The following is a 17,915-nucleotide window of genomic DNA, read 5'->3' on the forward strand; positions in this document are numbered from 1 at the left end:
TGTTAAGAGGGATTTAGCTGTTGAGTGTTGACTGTTAACTGTTGAGTGTTGACTGTTAACGGTATATTGCTAGTTAACTCAGCCTTCCATTAATATTAACCTAATTGGCTCCAAATGAACATACCAGGGAAAAGGATTGTCCTTAATAGTCCTCCACTTTTCCTTGAAAACTTCGGCTTGCAAGTGATAATCTTGGGAATCATTGGGAGGCGAGTGCAATTTGAGATATAATGTCACCCGGTGCGGAGTTTCCACAGTTGAGGCGATCCAACAAGCAAAAGTATTTTCACGATCGCACCCGCTAACAAAAATCAGTTGATGAGCCCGAATTCCCACAGAAACTAGAGATTTGGGAATTGGTTCGACTACAGTCAGAGTACAGCCCCAGTCGATCGCCTCCACGAGAGTTACGGAGATCGGTTTAGCTGCTGAGAAATTCTTGCAGCCCGTCAACTGGGCGACGGTGAAGTTGCGCGGGCGATCGAAAATGTTCTCTTTGGTATCAAAGGCGATCGGCTTTCCCTCCGCCAACACCAACAGATTTTTGCACAGCCGGTAAACTTCCTCTAAATTGTGGCTCACAAACAAAGTAATTCCCCGATAATTAGCCAGAGTCTGCATTAACTCCCGTTCCAGTTGACTGCGTAAATGAGTATCCAAAGCAGAAAACGGTTCGTCTAACAGTAGCAATTCTGGAGAAGGGGCGATCGCCCTAGCTAAAGCCACCCGCTGCTGTTGGCCCCCCGAAAGTTCGTGCGGGTAGCGGTTTTCCAGTCCCGACATTTGCACCGAAATTAGTTGTTCTTTTACCCGAATTTTTTGCTCGCTTTCAGATAAATGCTGCAAGCCAAACGCAATATTTTGAGCAACAGTCAGGTGAGGAAATAAAGCATAGTTTTGAAACAAAAAACCGATGCGGCGGTCTTTAGAAGCTACATTAATACCCTGTGCTGAGTCAAACAAAACCCTGCCATTGACTGAAATTTTACCGCTCATTGGAGTTTCCAAACCAGCGATGCAGCGCAGAGTCATGCTTTTGCCGGAACCCGACGCGCCCAAAACTCCGAGCACTTCCGTGCCGATACCGAAGCCGACATCCAAGGCAAAGCTGGACAAAGGTTTAAAAATGCTTAAACAAAGTCCGCTTTTCGGTTGTTGTTTTTGGGATTTTGTAGTAGTAAAAGTAGACGCGAATTTAGGAATATTTAATTGCAGTCTTTGGCTCGAATTCGGTTTGAGCGATATCCTTTGTAAATCAATCCAAAAATTAACAGCAGTTAGCACGCTCAAAGAAATACTCAGAATAATCAAAACCCAAATAGCAGCTTGCCTCATATCCCCAGCTTCCACAGCAAAATAAATTGCCATCGGGATAGTTTGAGTTTGTCCGGGAATATTCCCCGCTAACATCAACGTCGCGCCGAATTCACCCAAAGCGCGGGCAAATGCGAGAATAGTTCCTGCTAAAATTCCCGGCCATGCTAGCGGCAACATAATGCGCCAAAAAACTTGCCACTCCGATGCTCCCAAAGTGCGGGCTGCGTTGAGAAGATTGGCATCAATTTGCTCAAAAGCTCCCAAAGCAGTTTTGTACATGAGGGGAAATGATACAACTGTGGCAGTAATGGCGGCGGCTTGCCAAGTGAAAATTATAGTTAAGTCGAATTGTAGCAATAATTGACCGATCGCCCCATTTCTCCCAAACAGCAGCAGTAGCAAAAATCCCACTACTGTCGGCGGCAAAACTAAGGGAGAAATGAAAATGCCTTCAATCAAAGCTTTACCTCTGATGCGAGTTGAAAGCATCCACCGGGCGGCGGCTATTCCCATAAAAAAGGTGATAAATGTCGCAATAGCGGAGGATTTTAGAGATATCCAGAGCGGAGAAATATCAAATTCCATCTATAAATACATCAGCGTCAATCAGCGCTTATCTGCTTTCATCAGCGGTAAAAAATCCCTAATTAGTTAGTTATCGAACTATGCCAAATCCGTATTTCTGAAATACTATTTTAGCCCGATCGCCCGCCAAAAAGTCAACAAACGCTTTTGCCGCAGCGGGATTGCGGCTGTTTTTAATAACTGCCAGCGGATAAACAATGGGCGAGTGCAAATTTTCGGCAGCCGTTAGCAGCACAGTTACTTTGTCGGAGGCTGTGGCGTCCGTCCCATAAACTATGCCAGCATCAACGTTACCGCTTTCGACGAATGTCAGCACTTGGCGGACGTTATTTGCTAGCACTAATTTTGGCTGGAGTTGCTGCCACAATCCAAGCTTAGTTAACATTTCCTGAGCGTATTGGCCCACAGGTACGCTTTTCGGTTCGCCGATCGCAATTTTCTTGATTCTGGCATCTATCAACTGTTTGAAATCGCTCAAAGCAACACCGTTTTTGGGAGTAATCAAAATTAGGCGATTTGTCAGCAAATTGCGGCGCGTGTCGTTAATTAACAAGTTAGATTGCTGCAAATCGTTCATTTGTTTTGTAGCGGCGCTGAAAAATACATCTACCGGGGCTCCCTGCTGGATCTGCTGTGCGAGGGCGCCGGAAGCACCGAAATTATAAGTAATAGTAACGTTGGGATTTATTTGCTGATAAACTGTTTTGAGTTCTTGTAAAGCTGGTGAGAGGCTGATAGCAGCGGATAGGGTTAAGGACGTTGGCTGCTTTGCTGTTGTTGGGGAAACGCTTTTAAACAAGTTCCAAGCAATCAGCAGTGTCAGCGCTACAGCGGCTGCGACTATCGGGTTGAAAATGCGTTTTCTTTCCACAAGTCTGTATTATAATTTGCCCTTGGGCGATCTACACTATCTGTAGTAGTAAGGTGCGCCCCGCACACCTTACAAGTAAATGCTGTTTGTCCAGGATTATCATCTTCTAATGACTGATGACTGCTGACTAATGACTACGATCGCCATTTGACGGAACAGCCTATCGCCTCTGTAGTTGAAGGCTCAACTGGTTGACTGTTGAGCAATTGGTCGATCGCACTTCGCAGATAAGAAACCTGCACCGCCGCCGAATCGTCAGCGTTGTCGTCAATTAAACCTTTATAGCGCAGTTTGCCGTCTTGGTCTAACAAAAAAACCTCCGGCGTTTTAGAAGCCCCAAAACTTTCAGCCACATCTTGAGCAACATCTCGGATATACGGGAAGTTGAGTTGATTGTTGGCGGCAAAAATTTTCATGTTCTCAAAACTGTCGTCGGGATACTGGTTTGCATCATTAGCATTAATCCCGATTAAAGTAACATCTCGATCTTGAAAATCTGCTTGAAGTTCTTTCATACGATTGAGATACAACTGCACGTAAGGGCAATGATTGCACATAAATATCACCGCGATTGCCCGAAATTTTTCTAAATATCGAGCTAAATGGTGAACTTCGTCGTCAACTCCCGGCAGTTCAAAATCGGGAGCGTAGCCGTTAATGGGAGTACCCGTTGTATCGATTAGTAAACTCATGTTTTCAGGAGGTGAAGAGCAGTATTTGCCAGCATGAAAGATGAAACTGTCAGCACGAATAAAATTGGCTGTTGTTTGGCTTTAGCTTAATTCTAGCCTTGCCAACAGCCTATTGTGATTCCTACTTCGCGGTTTATTCCTCGTCTGGCTTTAACCAGCCTTGAGCCAGAGCTTGGTATCCAATAAGTTTGTATGCTAATTTGGCGGCGGTAAATTCTGAGACTACAGAATCTACAATAGGTGCTAATTCCATAATGTCACACCCGATTACTTCGTAGGACTCGAAGATGCGACGCAAAAATGCGGTGAGGGAATACCAATTTAACCCGCCCGGTTCGGGTGTTCCCACCCCTGGAATTAAAGTCGGATCGATGCCGTCTAAGTCGATCGTCAAAAATACTCGCTTAGTTGTTATGCTGGCAATTGCCCGATCGGCCCAATCCGGTTGAGTAGCGATTTCTCTGGCTCGAATCACGTTTAGCTGTTTTGCTTTAATCAAGTCGGCTTCTTCCTTGCAGATAGCGCGAATCCCGATTTGCAGTGTCGGTAAGCCCATATCTACAACACGTCGCATCACGCAGGCGTGGTTGTGAATCGAGCCTTCGTATTCGTGTCGCAAGTCGCCGTGGGCGTCGATTTGCACGACTGTGAAAGGTTCGTTTGGGTATGCTTGGCGATAACCTTCGACAACGCCGGCAGTGATGCTGTGTTCGCCTCCGAGGGAGATGACAAATTTATTTTCGGTAACTAGCTGGTAGACTGCTGCTTGGGTTACTTGCAGCATTTCTGAGGATGAAACTGGTTGTCTGTTGCGGGTATCGGCGATCGGCTCTTTTGTATAAATTCCGACATCGTAGCAAACTTCGGCATCCAATTCTTCGTCGTAGCACTCGAGTTGATGAGAAGCTTCTAGAAGTTTAGCGGGCCCGTTTTCGCACCCCCGGCGGTAAGTGGTGGTAGCTTCGTAGGGAATTGGCAAGATTACTACTTTGGCGGTGTCGTAGTCTGGTACAATTTCTGACCCCAGAAACGGTACGACAGCAGTGGAAACGATCGTTGGCATAAGGGAAATTTTAATACAGCAAAGAAGTCAGCAGGTTTAATCGTGACATAATATCGGCTCTAACTGCAAAGTAGTCAGTTGGCAGTTGGCAGTTGGCAGTTGGCAGTTGGCAGTTGGCAGTTGGCAGTTGGCAGTTGGCAGTTGGCAGTTGGCACTTGGCAGTGTTGACAATGCCCTATGCCCCATGCCCTATGCCCCATGCCCTATGCCCCATGCCCTATGCCCTATGCCCCATGCCCAATCTAAAATCTAAAATCTAAAATCTAAAATCGTATGACATCTTCTACTCCCACTTCGTCAACTGCTGTTGCACCTCAAACTTGGCTGTGGAAAGGCTTTCCGATTTGCTATCAGGCTGCGGGTTCCCAGGGGCCTGCGGTGGTGTTTGTCCACGGTTTTGGTGCGTCTTGGGGCCACTGGCGCAAGAATTTGCCGGCGCTGGCTGCTGATTGTCGCTGTTATGCGATCGACCTCATCGGTTTTGGCGGTTCTGCTAAACCCGCGCCCAAGCTTGAGATTGACTATACTTTTGAAACTTGGGGACAACTAATTGCTGATTTTTGTCGGGAAGTTGCGGGCGGGCCGGCTTTTTTGGTGGGAAATTCGATCGGCTGTGTGGCAATTATGCAAGCTGCAGTGGATTTTCCCGATATTGCTGAGGGCGTAATTTTACTCAATTGTTCCCTACGCTTGCTGCACGATCGCAAACGTGCCGAATTGCCTTGGTATCGCAGTTTTGGAGCGCCAATTGCACAAAAAGTTTTAAATGTCAAGTGGATAAGTCAATTATTTTTTAAACAATTAGCAACGCCAAAAACAGTAAAAAAAGTGCTTTTGCAAGCTTATCACCGTCCTGAAGCTGTCAGCGACGAACTGGTAAATATGCTGCTGGAACCTGCTAAAGACAGGGGCGCCGTCGAAGTATTTGTGGCCTTTATCAGTTATTCTCAAGGGCCGCTACCGGAGGATTTGTTGCCGCGTTTAAGCTGTCCGGCTTTGATTTTGTGGGGTACGGACGACCCTTGGGAGCCGATCGCATTGGGGCGAGAATTGGCAAAGTTTCCGGCTGTTGAAAAGTTTATTCCTTTGGAGGGAGTGGGCCATTGTCCCCAGGATGAAGCGCCGGAATTGGTCAATCCTATTTTACTCGATTGGATTAAAGAGCGATCGGTAATTGCAGAAAATTAGTGCATTTGCTCCTTTGGTGCGGGAAGAATTGGTTTGATTGAACCGCCCAGGCGCGAAGAACACGAAGGAAGAAGTAGGAAGAAGAAATTAGGATACGGCAGTGCCGTGTCCTCAGTATTATAAGGAGTGCAGCCGGAAGTGATATTACACCCCACATTCGGCATCCCCAACTGGCACATACGCGGATTGAGGGGGTAAAAGTGAATCATCCCAGACAATAGTGAGTAAAAATACTCAATTATTTCGGTCACGCTGGCATCACCTAGTTAAGCATTCCTGATAATAGACATGAGGGCGTGAGTTAAATCTGATGTAGGTTAAAATTGCGATCGTCACAAACCAAGTTTATTACCTCACTGTTACCTGATTGATGACGAAAATGCGTTAATTGCGATGGCAAGCATAGTCAATCATCACCAAGAATAGCGTAAACTTGCGATCGCGATCAACGCTCAAATCAGAATTCAGCAGACCATACAGAAAGCATCTGAGATGACAATAGAAAACTTAGATCATCTAGGCTTAGTAGCAGGTCTAATTAATGACCTAGGAAGTGTCCAAAAAATCAATGAATTAGTAGGCAAACAACCGGGCAATATAGTCAGTCCCTACCTGGTAGTCAAAGCCATAATTATCAATGGATTAGGGTTGGTCTCCGCCCGACTATACTTATTCTCTAAATTTTTTGAAGGGAAAGCAATAGAACATTTACTGGGGTCAGGAATTCAAGCATCACATCTGAATGATGACCGTTTAGGAAGAGTATTAGATAAATTATAAAAGCCGAACTTACCGAAATATTCACAACCCTTGCCCTGTCAGTGGCTCAAAAATTCCCGATAAATACCGACACATCTCACCTAGACTCAAGCTCATTTTACTCTACGCTGGACATTCCCAATTGTACAATTTATTCATACCGTTTGTATTCAAAGAATTCAATAAGTTTTTAATTTGATATCTGAACGGTTTGCGATAGTAATTTTATTGGCATTCACCTGTAGGCTTGATTATTTCTTGTTGTGAATTAAGTCTAAAATTGATTGGAAAAACTTATTGACATTTAAGTAATGTAGATACAGAAGTGATGCCTCATGGTCATAATGCTGGCGACATATGCTGGGAAGTAATAGTTAGTAATGGTTAGATTTTTGACTTTTTATGGCTGAAGAAGATTTAATTCATGAGCTCATGGCAATTTTTAGGAATTCCTAACTGGGTGATGCGAGCGTTGCACAGATTTTCGGGTGTTTTTACTCACTATTATCTGGGATGATTCACTTTTACCCCCTCAACCCGCGTATGTGCCAGTTGGGGGTGCCGAATGTGGGTTATAAAAACACTTCTTCTCGTTCCTTCCTTCTGCCTCATGCCTCAAAACTCCAATTTCTAGCTTCGCGGCTTTCATTGAGATGCTCCCGAAGGCTTCTATCCGTCTCTTACTTCATTACCTAAAGTAGGGGAATATCCCCCTGCCTGATCGATTTTGATATAGTCGTGCAACCCTTAAAACTTATTGAACTCGCCTTCAGTTAAAATTAACTAAGAAATACCCATAGCTGTTTTAGACATCGTAATTAAATTAGTAGCCAAAATTTTCTGGTGAATTGGAATATCAATAATAAAGATTGCCCCCTGATTAGGAGCTGAAATACAATTGAGCTTGCCCCCGTGTTTATCCACTACAATCTGATGGGAAATGGACAGCCCAATACCAGTACCCTTCCCGATAGGCTTAGTAGTAAAAAATGGCTCAAATAGGTGTTGGCTAATTTCTTCTGTCATCCCCGGCCCGTTATCCGTAAAATGAATTAACACTCGATTAGATTCCGTGACCTCAGTGCGAATAAAAATCTGAGAAGGATTAGCTTTCATTTCACTTAAGGATCGCGTCGTATTATAATCATCTATGGCATCAATCGCATTAGCAACAAGATTCATAAACACCTGGTTAAGCTGACCCGCATAACACTCTACCAGAGGCAGATTGCCGAATTCTTTGACCACCTCAATTGCAGGTCGATCGCCCCTTCCTTTAACACGGTTGTGCAAAATTAACAGAGTGCTATCAATACCCTGGTGAATATCCACCGGTTTCATTTCAGATTCATCCAATCGCGAGAAGATTCGCAGCGACTGAACAATTTCGCGAATCCGGTCAACACCTACCTTCATTGAACTCAGCAATTTAGGTAAGTCTTCAACCAAGAAACCTAGTTCTATTTCCTCTATTTTCTGTTCAACTTTTGGCCCTGCATCCGGAAATTCTTGGTGATAAAGATTGACGAGATCAATCAAATTTTGGGTATAATCATCGGCATAAGAAAGATTCCCAAAAATAAAATTAACGGGATTATTTATTTCATGGGCTACACCTGCAACAAGCTGACCTAGACAAGACATTTTTTCACTCTGCACAAGTTTAGTCTGCGTGATTTGCAATTCTCTAAAAGCCTTTTCTAAACATTGAGTTTGGGTTCGCAATAAAGCTTCCGATTGTTGCAATCCTGCCTCTGCTTGCAGACGCTCTTGAATCTCCTGTTGAAGCAATTGATTGGATTGGAAAAGTTCAGCCGTCCTTTCCTCAACTCGCCTTTCCAACTCCGATGCCAGCTTCAAGAGCAAAGATTCCGCTTTAACACGCTGTTCGATTTCTGCTTGCAAGCACACATTTTGCTCTAAGAGTTTCTTCGACAAATTGCGGAGCTTCATGTGGACATTAACACGAGCCAAAACCTCTTCATGCTGAAGAGGCTTAGTGATATAATCGACCGCACCCAGACTCAAACCTTTAACCTTATCCACCGTATCAGCAAGAGCCGTCATAAAAATCACGGGAATGTCTCTCGTTAATTCATTAGCTTTCAAACGGCGACAAGTTTCAAACCCATCTATTCCTGGCATAAGCACATCCAACAGGATCAGATCGGGCGCAGCATATGCGACCTTCTGGAGAGCACTTTGACCATCCCTAGCTACCAATACTTTAAAGCCAAAATCAGCCAAAAAATCGAACAGGACACCTAAATTAGTCGGGGTGTCATCTACGATTAAAATGGTGCTTTGTTCGGCAATTTCACTACTCATTGGTTGTCGTCCTATATTGTTTAATAAACTCTAGGATTTGTTGTTCTTCAAATCCTTTCGCTAACTGGCGCAGATGGGTAGCAAAGGGAACCCATTGCTCATTGAGTTGTTCTAGTTTTGCAGCTCGCTCCGCAATCCCTCGGAGATCGCCCATCATCGCTAGATCGAATAGAACGGCGATTTCCTCATCGGGGGGAGCTACAATTTCAGAACTTAGAGATTTTTTTTCTCCTTCTGCTTTCCTAATCTTTTCCAGATTTTCTTCATAAATCCATTCTAACCCTAAATGAGTACGTAATTTTTCTAAAAGCTCCTCTATCCGTATCGGTTTGGGAATAAAATCATTACAACCTACCTCGACACTTTGTTGTCGATCGAAATCAAAAACGCTGGCCGAAGTAGCAATCACCACTAAATTAGTCTGATCTGATGATTTGCGAATCCGGCGCGTTGCTTCTAAGCCGCTCATTACTGGCATCATCAAGTCCATCAAAATACAGTCGGGATTATACTCCACCACCTTGTTTAAACAGTCCTGACCCTCCGTTGCTTCCAGAATTTCAAATCCTAACGGCTGAAGCATTCCCGCTATGATCGAGCGATTCTGCCACTTGTCGTCAGCTATGAGAATTTTTAGCTTTCGGCCTTTGAAACCAACGATTGTGTGGGCATTGGCTTTGGCTGCATTAGTCGCCCATTCCGATACCTCTGGCAAATCTAAATCGAACCAGAAAATGCTCCCTTGTCCTAATGTACTCTTCACCTTTATTTCACCGCCCATCATCTGGACTAATTGGCGACTAATTGCGAGTCCCAACCCGGTTCCTTCAACCTTCAGGTTGGCTTCTCCTACTTGGTGAAAAGGCAAAAATATGTCTTGCAATTGCTCTGATGCCATACCCACTCCAGTATCTTCCACTTGAAACCGGATTTTGCCATCCTGATATCCTACTTTGAATGCCACGCCACCTTTTTCGGTAAACTTAATCGCATTGCCGAGTAAATTGATTAAAACTTGACGCAAGCGTTTTTCATCACCTTGGACGGCAATAGGTAGTTGGGTAATGGGCTCGTAAATCAGGGAGATTCCCTTTTGTTCTGCCCGAATATTGCAAATTTCAGCCAGACCTTCCAAAAATTGTGAGAAATGGAAATTACTCAAGTGGATTTCCATTTTTCGGGCTTCGATTTTGGAGAGATATAAAATATCGTTAATTAGGGTTAAGAGGTGTTCGCCACACTGACTAATCACGTTCAGACCATCTTTTTGCTGGTCAGCCAAGTTTTTTTGTCGTTTGAGGATTTGGGTGTAACCCAAAATGCCATTAAGTGGCGTTCGGAGCTCGTGGCTCATATTAGCAAGAAACTCACTCTTGGCAGAGTTGGCGGCCTTCGCTAATTCTTCTGCTTTTTGTAAATCGATATTTTTTTCTTGTAACTGTTGCGTTCTTTCTGCCACCTTCGCTTCTAAAGTAGCATTTGCTCCTTCCAAATCGTTATAAAGACGGGCATTTTCAATTGAAATAGCTGCTTGAGAAGATAAAAGTTGTAAAACTTCTAAACGATCTGGAGTAAAAGCACCAGTTGTGAGATTATTTTCTAAGTAAAGAATGCCAGTAAGTTTTCCTTGATGGACTATGGGAGTACATAATACTGACTTGGGTTTTTGGTTGACGATATAAGTATCCGCCGTGAAGGTTCCTTCACAACTCGCATCGTTTAATACCACATTTTCCTGAGTTCTGGCAACATAGTTAATCAAAGATAGGGGTAGTTGCTTAGTATTTTCCACTGGTATTCTTTGCAGCACTTCTACATCGCTATCTACAGTGCCATAAGCTTCAATCAGTAGATTTCCAGCTTTGTCTAAAATGAAAATGCCACTTTGAGCACCCGCATTCTCGATCGCAATTTTCATCAATTTCGCCAACAGCCTACTCAGTACAATTTCACCAGAAAGAGCTTGAGATGCTTTAATCACAGTAGCTAAATCTAGAGATCCTGCACTTCCTCCACTCGTCGAGCTAGTGATCATCGTCACCTGGTCACCTTGACTTTCGGGCTTGGCTATCCGGGAAAAAATTTGAGGATATCTGGCTTCCAAATCTTTGACTATAGCTTTAGCTCCCCAGCGAATATATCCGTAGCGAGCATCAGTTAAATAAATCCGAGCAATTTTATCTTTAGACCGGGAAAAATAAAAGTCACCTGCTAATTCGTTGGCTAATGCTTCTTCTTGGATATATCCCTGTTCTTTGGCTCCTGCTATGGCGCGATCGTAATAATCGCTGGCTTCTAAAGGTTGTCCCAAAATCCGCGCTTTTTCTGCTTCTACTAACTCATACTTGTGCTGAAAATTGCACGGCGCATGGAACGCCCAAGTCTTCATTCTTCCTTGGTTAGCTGCTACTACACTTAGATATTTTTCTTTATCTTTTTGCGAGGCTTTTGGATAAAGTGCTAGGAGGGAAAGAGAATGGTAAAAGTTGTCGATACTCATGTGGATTAATCCGGCACCCATGCTGGCATATTTTAATGCTAAATGAGCAATTACCACTGTTTGATCAAACTCTTTAAATAAATAAGATAGCATCATTTTACCGGCATAATAGGCATAGAGCAAAGTCCCATTATTAGAAGCTATAATTCCCGGCAGTAGTTCTTCTTCATTAAAGCTTGCGCCTAGTAAATGGTATTTGTCTGAGTTTTTGTCCAGTAAATTGTCAACTATTTGCTGGTGAACTTTCACAAACAAAGTATCATATTCTTGTTTGAGCTGAATGGTCATACAAACATACTTTGCCTGTTCTAGCTCAATTTTTTGTAGCTCTCCCCCGCTAAAAAGTAAGTGATTGCAATAATTTGCTATACTGTGACAAGCATATTCTATATCTCCCGTTTCTATACCACTTTGAATTGCATCAACCAAAGATTCTAGGGTGGCATTAAGCGGATCTTTCCAAAACCTTGCTAGACAATTAAATATACAAACTATTTTTGATTTAAGGGTAATAGCGTTAAATTTTTCTAGTAAATAAATAGCTAAGTTGCCAAATCGATATCCAGAATCTATGTCTCCTAATCCTCCACAGAGTAGCACTCCATACCAAACATAAGCAAAAGCCGATTCAGGCGAATTCCCATACTTAATAGACAAGGCTATTTTTGTATAAAGAATTCGCGGAAACATCGCCGGATTTACAATAAAAGCTGGTGTTATAATAAGATTTAATATTCGCATAGCCGCGACTTTATCGGGAGCTGTCATTGTCGGCAAGTTTGCTAAATCATCAACTATCAGTTCTTGAGGTGGTTCTGGCTCTAAGCTAATCCCGAACATTTCCAGAACGACGAGTCCATTATCTATAGCTGATATTCTCCGATTTTGAGACATCTGTAATTGAATTATAAGTTCGTAGACCTTGCCTCTTTCCAAAAGAGTTTTCGATTGTTTCAGGGTCGTCTTAGATAAGTGTTCCGCTCGCTCATAATTAGTGTTTATATATTCAGTTTCTGCTGCTTCCAGATGGAGGTTAAACGTCAGATTATATTGACTCTCCCAGCTATTCTCCGGGAGTAGTCCTAAACCCACATTCAAATATTTGACAGCCGACTCATAAGCTGTGGCAGTTTTGGCTTTCTGTCCCGCGATCAGATTGAGTTCTGCCAACTCATATCTTTCCAAATCCAAAGTAATTAAATCCGTTCCATAATTTAGTTGGTTAACCAGTGCAAAGATATTTTCTTTTCGTTCTTCAGGGGTTGTGGAATTCAGCAGTAGCTGACCAATTTTTCGGTGAGTTTCTTTTTTCTGCTCGTCGGGTATCAGAGAATAAGATGCCTGTTGCACTCGGTCATGCAAAAACTTGTAGGTGACATTAAACTGATCCGTTGAGTTTTCTGTAGATATTTCCGAGTCAAATAGCAGGGGGATTTTGTAGGAATTATTTAGTGGTATAACGAAACCAGCTTGTAGCGCTTCCCATAAATCCCTTGCCGTCTCTGACTGAGATTTTTTATTAGCAATTGCCACAACTTCTAAACTAAATTTATCTCCTATACAAGCAGCTAATTTTAAGACATTCTGCGTCGGGGACGATAGCTTTTGAATTTGGCTGACCATCAATTCGACAACATTATCGCTGATATCAATGCTTTGAAGCAGTTGGATATCCCACTGCCAACAAACTTGATTGAAATCAAAGGATAGGAGTTTGTCTTGATAAAGAGACTTGAGCAGTTGAGTTAAGAAGAAGGGATTCCCCTGGGTTTTCTGAAAAACTAACTCAGCCAGGGTCAAAACTTGGGAAATTTGACTGCGAAGGGTTTCACTCACTAATTGGTTGACATGAGATATATCCAAAGGTTGGAGGATAATATTATTTACTATCGCCCTGGTATTTTGAATTTGCTCTAAAGTATAAATTAAGGGATGAGTGGCACTGACTTCATTATCCCGATAAGCCCCAATTAATAGCAGATATTTACTATCTGGATCGGTCATAATTAGCTGGATAAGCTTGAGGGAAGCCGAATCTGCCCACTGCAAGTCATCCAAAAATATAACTAGGGGGTGTTCGGCTTTACTAAACACCTGTATAAATTTTTGAAACACTCGATTAAATCGGTTTTGAGATTCAGTGGGTCCCAAAGTCGGAACCGCAGGCTGTGGATCAATAATCTTTTCTACTTCGGGAATAACCTCAATAATAATTTGCCCATTGGTACCAAGTGTTTCGAGAATTTTAGCTTTCCAAATTGCTATTTTATCCGAATTTTCAGTGAGCAGTTGCCGCATCAATCCTTGAAATGCTTGAATTAAAGAAGCATAAGGAATATTCCGCTTAAATTGGTCAAATTTACCCGAAATAAAATACCCTCGTGCTCCGACTATAGGTTTATCAACTTCGTTAACTAAGGAAGATTTGCCGATACCTGAATAACCGGAAACTAACATCATTTCCGTTGTACCATTACTGACGCGAGCGAAGGCTTCTAGCAAACTAGCAACTTCTATTTCCCGTCCATAGAGTTTTTGCGGAATCAGAAACTGGCTGTAGGAATCTAGTTGACCTATAATAAAGTGGGAAATCTCTCCAGAAGAAAGCATCTGCTGGCAGGTTTCCAAGTCAATTTTTATTCCGAAAGCACTTTGATATCTATCTTCAGCAGTTTTAGATAATAATTTCATTACAATTTCAGAAACTGCATCCGGGATTTCTGGATTCAGCTTTTTAGGTGCTATTGGTGCTTTAGCTATATGGCAATGAACGAATTCCAGGGGGTCTTTTGCGGAAAAAGGTAGCTTACCCGTCAGCATTTCATAAAATGTAATACCGAGAGAGTAAAAGTCGGTGCGGTAGTCAACTGAGCGGTTCATTCTGCCAGTTTGTTCCGGCGACATATAAGCAAGAGTTCCTTCTAATACGTTGGGATTGGTGACGGTTGGATTTTCTCGCTCTAAGAGAGAAGCAATGCTAAAATCAATGATTTTTACTTCGTTTGTATCTGGGTTAATTAATATATTTTGGGGTTTAATGTCTTTATGGATAACATTACTCTGATGGATGTCTCCAAGAGTTGTTGCCAACTGAATTCCGATTTTTATAAATGCGTCTATCGCCAAGGATTGATTGTTAAGAAAATCTTTCAAAGATTGACCGCTAAAATTTTCTACTATCAGTGCTAAACTGTTATGATAGTTTTCTAAGGCTATGGGCTTAACTATTCCTTCACTGTCTAAATGTCTGAGGATTTTATGTTCGTGTCTTAAGCGGGAAATTTCTTCGATTGTCGGATACTCAGCTTTGAAGGTTTTGATAATTGCTGAGGTTCCATCAATATCTTTGGTGCCGCGATAAATAATAGTATTGACACTTTCGTAAATGGCTTCACTGAGGTTGTAACCGAAAATAGTAATACTCATGTCCGTAATTTCACTAATAAAAAATTGAACTGCAGGCGGTATTTTAGTAAAGATACTGATATTTATGACAGAACCGAATTAAAAAAACTATTTTCTATGCACTTTAAAAAAGTATAATCTAAGCTTTTTGAATAATATTTAAATTTTAACAAATCTCAATATGCTTGTTTGGTACTTAATATATATGCGAAAATCTTTAAACTTTATTAAGTATTTAAGTAAACTCATGAAAAAATTAACGACAAAACTGCTGAATCTACCGGGTGTGATAGTAGAGGATAGCTGGGACACTGAAGAGAGGATTATTTTATCGGTTAGAGTAATAAAAAGAAAAGTAGTTAGCTCAGTATGTAGTGCAACCAATTATTGTCTTTATCAAAATAAGGTAGTCTTGCATGGTCAGCACTACCTTATTTTAACAGGAAGAAATGGCTGTACTTGCTTGGAATTACCGATTTTTGTTATTTTGGTTAAAACTCAACTAACTTTTTATGAAATCAACTACTAGGGCGCTGAAAGAATGGAATGTAGCAGTTAATGCTTTGGAACAAGGTCAAACGATTGTGCTGTTGCGGAAGGGGGGAATTCGCGAGCAAGCAGGACAGTTTAATGTCACTGACAAACAGGTTTTGCTGTATCCAACTTTTGAACACCAACAGCCGGGTTTATTAAAGCCGGAGTTTGCACATCAAGTCAAGACTGTCGAATCTGGTTGGCATCCTGAAGTTATTAGAATTGGCAGTTGGGCGGAGATTACTGATGTTTTTTTGGTGGCTTGGGAACCGGCAATTACTGCGCTATTTCCTTACCATATTTGGAATGAAAGTTTTGTCAGCGATCGCCTAAAATGGAAACAAGCTCAGCCAATTTATATTTTATTGCTGCGGGCTTATCGCCTTGCAGAAAGCCGCGAAATTCCATACCTTCCTGAATACGGCGGTTGCCGTTCTTGGATCGATTTAGCCGATGCTATTTCGATCGAGGGAAGCCAAGCTGTTTTGAGCGATCGCGAGTACATGGAACGCTCCAATGAAATCCGCAATCTGATAGCAAATCCTGCGAATGCTTCGGGTTCGCAGATAGTGACAACGCTGACGGAAGGTAGCCAGGATTCTAGTCCTCATTAATAGTTTTTAATGTACTTTTCGAGAGGCGCGCTTCTACCAAACCCAGCCCAAAATCCGCAGCTAAGGCCATTAAAGCCGCCGGAATTGCCCCAGCCAAAAGTAACTGATTGTTGACGGTAGCAACGCCACGAAAAATAAACACCCCCAAGCCACCCGCGCCAATTGCAGCGGCGATTGTAGCGAGTCCGATCGCAATTACAGCAGCAACTCGCACGCCCGCCAGAATCACGCCCAGCGCCAGGGGAATTTCCACTTGCCATAACAGTTGCATATCAGTCATCCCCATGCCTCTTCCGGCTTCCGTAATCGCTGGATCGACCCCGACAATACCAGTATAAGTATTGCGGATAATGGGCAGTAAAGAATACAGAGTGAGGGCGATAATTGCCGTGCGATCGCCTATTCCACCCACTACCGGCACCGGGATTAGCAAGCCAAACAAAGCTAAACTGGGAATTGTTTGCATAATATTAGCAAATCCCAAAATGGACTTTTTCAATTTGGGTTTTCTCGTGGCTAAAATCCCCAGAGGAATCCCCACAATAATAGCGATAAAAATTGCAACAGTTACTAAATATAAGTGTTCACTTGCGTGCTTAATTATCTCAGCGCCATAGCGGTTGATAAAAATTATCATTGGGTAATTGGTTATTGCTGATTGCTGTTAACGTTATAAATCATTTTCTATTTCAGGACTTGGTGCACCAGGATAGAAGTGAAAGTCCAGAATTTCCTCTAAGCTGTAAAGGCAATTTTGAGGAAATGTTTTGAGAGGTAAATCGGTTTCTCCTACTGCCAAATCTCTACCGTTTTGATAAGCTTCTTGGAAAGCTTCTTGCAAGTAAGGTTTCAGACTTGGGTTATCATGTATCAGTCTCTGAGTGTCCCGCCGCTGCACTCGAATTGTAGACTGCCAGCTACGACTCCGCTGCTGGGGATGATATTGCCACTTCAGCAAATGTCCCAGCAAAATGCTCAAACGATTTCTAAGTTCTTGACGTTCTTGTTTGCCCAAAGATTCAATCTCCTCAATTAAATTTGGCAAGTCAAGTTGACTCCACTGACACTTGCGAAGTAACTTGGCTTGTTCTTGCGTCCAAGCATAGAAGTCTGTCTCGTAAAGACTGTGCATTGTTTGATTATCAGCTTAGTTACTAAAACTATAGTATCAAAATTTTGCTAAAATTATTCAAATCTAGCTACTTGCAAACATTCAAGAAATGCCCCAGCTTCTGGATGCTGAGATTTTAGAAAATCATCCGGCGATCCCAATTCAACCAACCGTCCATCTTGCATCAAACCAATTCTAGAAGCTAACAAAAAAGCTTCTTGAATGCCGTGAGTCACAAAAATCACAGTTTTGCCGAGTTGCTGCTGCAATTGACCGAATTCCCGCTGTAATTCCAGACGAGTAATCGGGTCTAAAGCACCAAACGGTTCATCCATTAACAATATCGGAGGGTCAGCCGCCAGTGCTCTAGCGACGCCTACCCGCTGCCGCTGTCCGCCAGATAACTGATGGGGATAGCGTTTGGCGAAGTGCTGGGGGTCGAGGTTGACTAATTCTAACAGTTGGCGGACGCGAGATTGAATACGATCGCCCTCCCAACCTTCCAATTTCGGCACTAAACCGACGTTTTGCTCGACGGTAAAATGGGGAAACAAACCAATTTCTTGAATCACATAACCAATGTTTCGGCGCAGTTGAATTGGGTTCCACTGAGTTGTCGGTTTTCCCATGACAAGAACTTCGCCGCTGCTTGGCGTTAGTAAATTGTTAATCAATTTCATGGTAGTAGTTTTGCCACTCCCGCTGCGTCCCAGCAATACTAAAACTTCACCTTGCAGCACTTTGAAATTGAGTTTTTCTACTAAATGCCTGCGGTTAAGGCGATATGTCACGTCGAGGCATTCGACAGCAACTTCATTATTAAGAGGCATGATTAGTTCCGGTGATTTGGGTTTTCAGGAATTTTAGAACTTACAGACAAGGGGCTATAAACCCGGTTTTTTTCTTAGATAATTTGCTGCTTAACCCAAGATTTGTCAGAGAAACCGG

13 protein-coding genes and 1 pseudogene are annotated in these 17,915 nt (G+C 42.6%); 5 read left to right on the forward strand and 9 right to left on the reverse strand.

Translation table 11 applies throughout. The annotated features are described in order from the left end of the window. Positions 1-78: 78 nt before the first annotated feature. Positions 79-1,854: a molybdate ABC transporter permease subunit gene (gene modB, locus QT979_RS04350; RefSeq protein ID WP_333308440.1), complete on the reverse strand. Its 1,776-nt coding sequence runs from the start codon at positions 1,852-1,854 to the stop codon at positions 79-81. Here modB and QT979_RS04355 point away from each other — a divergent pair. Further along, entirely contained in the window at positions 1,763-1,972 is a 210-nt protein-coding gene (locus tag QT979_RS04355; RefSeq protein ID WP_333308446.1) for a hypothetical protein, read from the forward strand. The genes modB and QT979_RS04355 overlap by 92 nt on opposite strands. Here the strand turns inward: QT979_RS04355 and modA are convergent, their stop codons facing one another. The 3 genes from modA to speB all read right to left on the reverse strand — a co-directional run bounded on the left by modA (position 1,973) and on the right by speB (position 4,528). Beyond that, entirely contained in the window at positions 1,973-2,773 is an 801-nt protein-coding gene (modA, locus tag QT979_RS04360; protein WP_333308363.1) for a molybdate ABC transporter substrate-binding protein, read from the reverse strand. It lies immediately after the preceding gene. Between the two features lie 134 nt (positions 2,774-2,907). Then, on the reverse strand, positions 2,908-3,465 hold the full coding sequence (locus QT979_RS04365) for a thioredoxin family protein (protein WP_333308365.1): 558 nt from the start codon (positions 3,463-3,465) through the stop codon (positions 2,908-2,910). Positions 3,466-3,598: 133 nt separating this feature from the next. Further along, positions 3,599-4,528, reverse strand: coding sequence for an agmatinase (speB, locus tag QT979_RS04370; RefSeq protein WP_333308367.1), 930 nt, complete (start codon positions 4,526-4,528; stop codon positions 3,599-3,601). Positions 4,529-4,801: 273 nt separating this feature from the next. Here speB and QT979_RS04375 point away from each other — a divergent pair, with 273 nt between their 5' ends. Continuing rightward, positions 4,802-5,716: an alpha/beta fold hydrolase gene (locus QT979_RS04375; RefSeq protein WP_333308369.1), complete on the forward strand. Its 915-nt coding sequence runs from the start codon at positions 4,802-4,804 to the stop codon at positions 5,714-5,716. Positions 5,717-6,208: 492 nt separating this feature from the next. After that, positions 6,209-6,597, forward strand: a pseudogene (locus QT979_RS04380) (DUF4277 domain-containing protein); the annotation flags it as partial. A 661-nt stretch (positions 6,598-7,258) separates the two neighbouring features. On the opposite strand, the gene QT979_RS04385 reads toward QT979_RS04380, so the two are convergent. Beyond that, positions 7,259-8,803 (reverse strand): response regulator, encoded by a 1,545-nt coding sequence (locus QT979_RS04385; protein WP_333308373.1) that lies wholly within the window; start codon positions 8,801-8,803, stop codon positions 7,259-7,261. Continuing rightward, the gene (locus tag QT979_RS04390) at positions 8,796-14,729 is read right to left on the reverse strand and encodes an AAA family ATPase (protein WP_333308375.1); all 5,934 of its coding nucleotides are present in this window, start codon (positions 14,727-14,729) and stop codon (positions 8,796-8,798) included. The genes QT979_RS04385 and QT979_RS04390 overlap by 8 nt, the downstream gene beginning before the upstream one ends. Positions 14,730-14,955: 226 nt before the next feature. Between QT979_RS04390 and QT979_RS04395 the strand changes: the two genes are divergently transcribed. Further along, complete coding sequence (locus QT979_RS04395; protein WP_333209020.1) at positions 14,956-15,237, forward strand: hypothetical protein; 282 nt, start codon at positions 14,956-14,958, stop codon at positions 15,235-15,237. Further along, positions 15,221-15,856 (forward strand): DUF1802 family protein, encoded by a 636-nt coding sequence (locus QT979_RS04400; protein ID WP_333308377.1) that lies wholly within the window; start codon positions 15,221-15,223, stop codon positions 15,854-15,856. Before QT979_RS04395 ends, QT979_RS04400 begins: the two co-directional genes overlap by 17 nt. On the opposite strand, the gene QT979_RS04405 is transcribed toward QT979_RS04400, so the two are convergent. Genes QT979_RS04405 through QT979_RS04415 form a run of 3 tightly spaced genes read right to left on the reverse strand, consistent with a single transcriptional unit; the run spans position 15,843 to position 17,797 of the window. Next, positions 15,843-16,493, reverse strand: a complete 651-nt coding sequence (locus QT979_RS04405) for an ABC transporter permease (protein WP_333209022.1) — start codon at positions 16,491-16,493, stop codon at positions 15,843-15,845. The genes QT979_RS04400 and QT979_RS04405 overlap by 14 nt on opposite strands. 33 nt (positions 16,494-16,526) lie before the next feature. Then, a complete protein-coding gene (locus QT979_RS04410; RefSeq protein ID WP_333209024.1) occupies positions 16,527-16,988 on the reverse strand; it encodes a DUF29 domain-containing protein in 462 nt (153 codons plus the stop codon). 53 nt (positions 16,989-17,041) lie between these two features. Next, positions 17,042-17,797, reverse strand: a complete 756-nt coding sequence (locus tag QT979_RS04415) for an ATP-binding cassette domain-containing protein (RefSeq protein ID WP_333209026.1) — start codon at positions 17,795-17,797, stop codon at positions 17,042-17,044. Positions 17,798-17,915: the final 118 nt, after the last annotated feature.

The organism is Microcoleus sp. w2-18bC1 (assembly GCF_036700365.1).
Lineage (GTDB): Bacteria > Cyanobacteriota > Cyanobacteriia > Cyanobacteriales > Microcoleaceae > Microcoleus.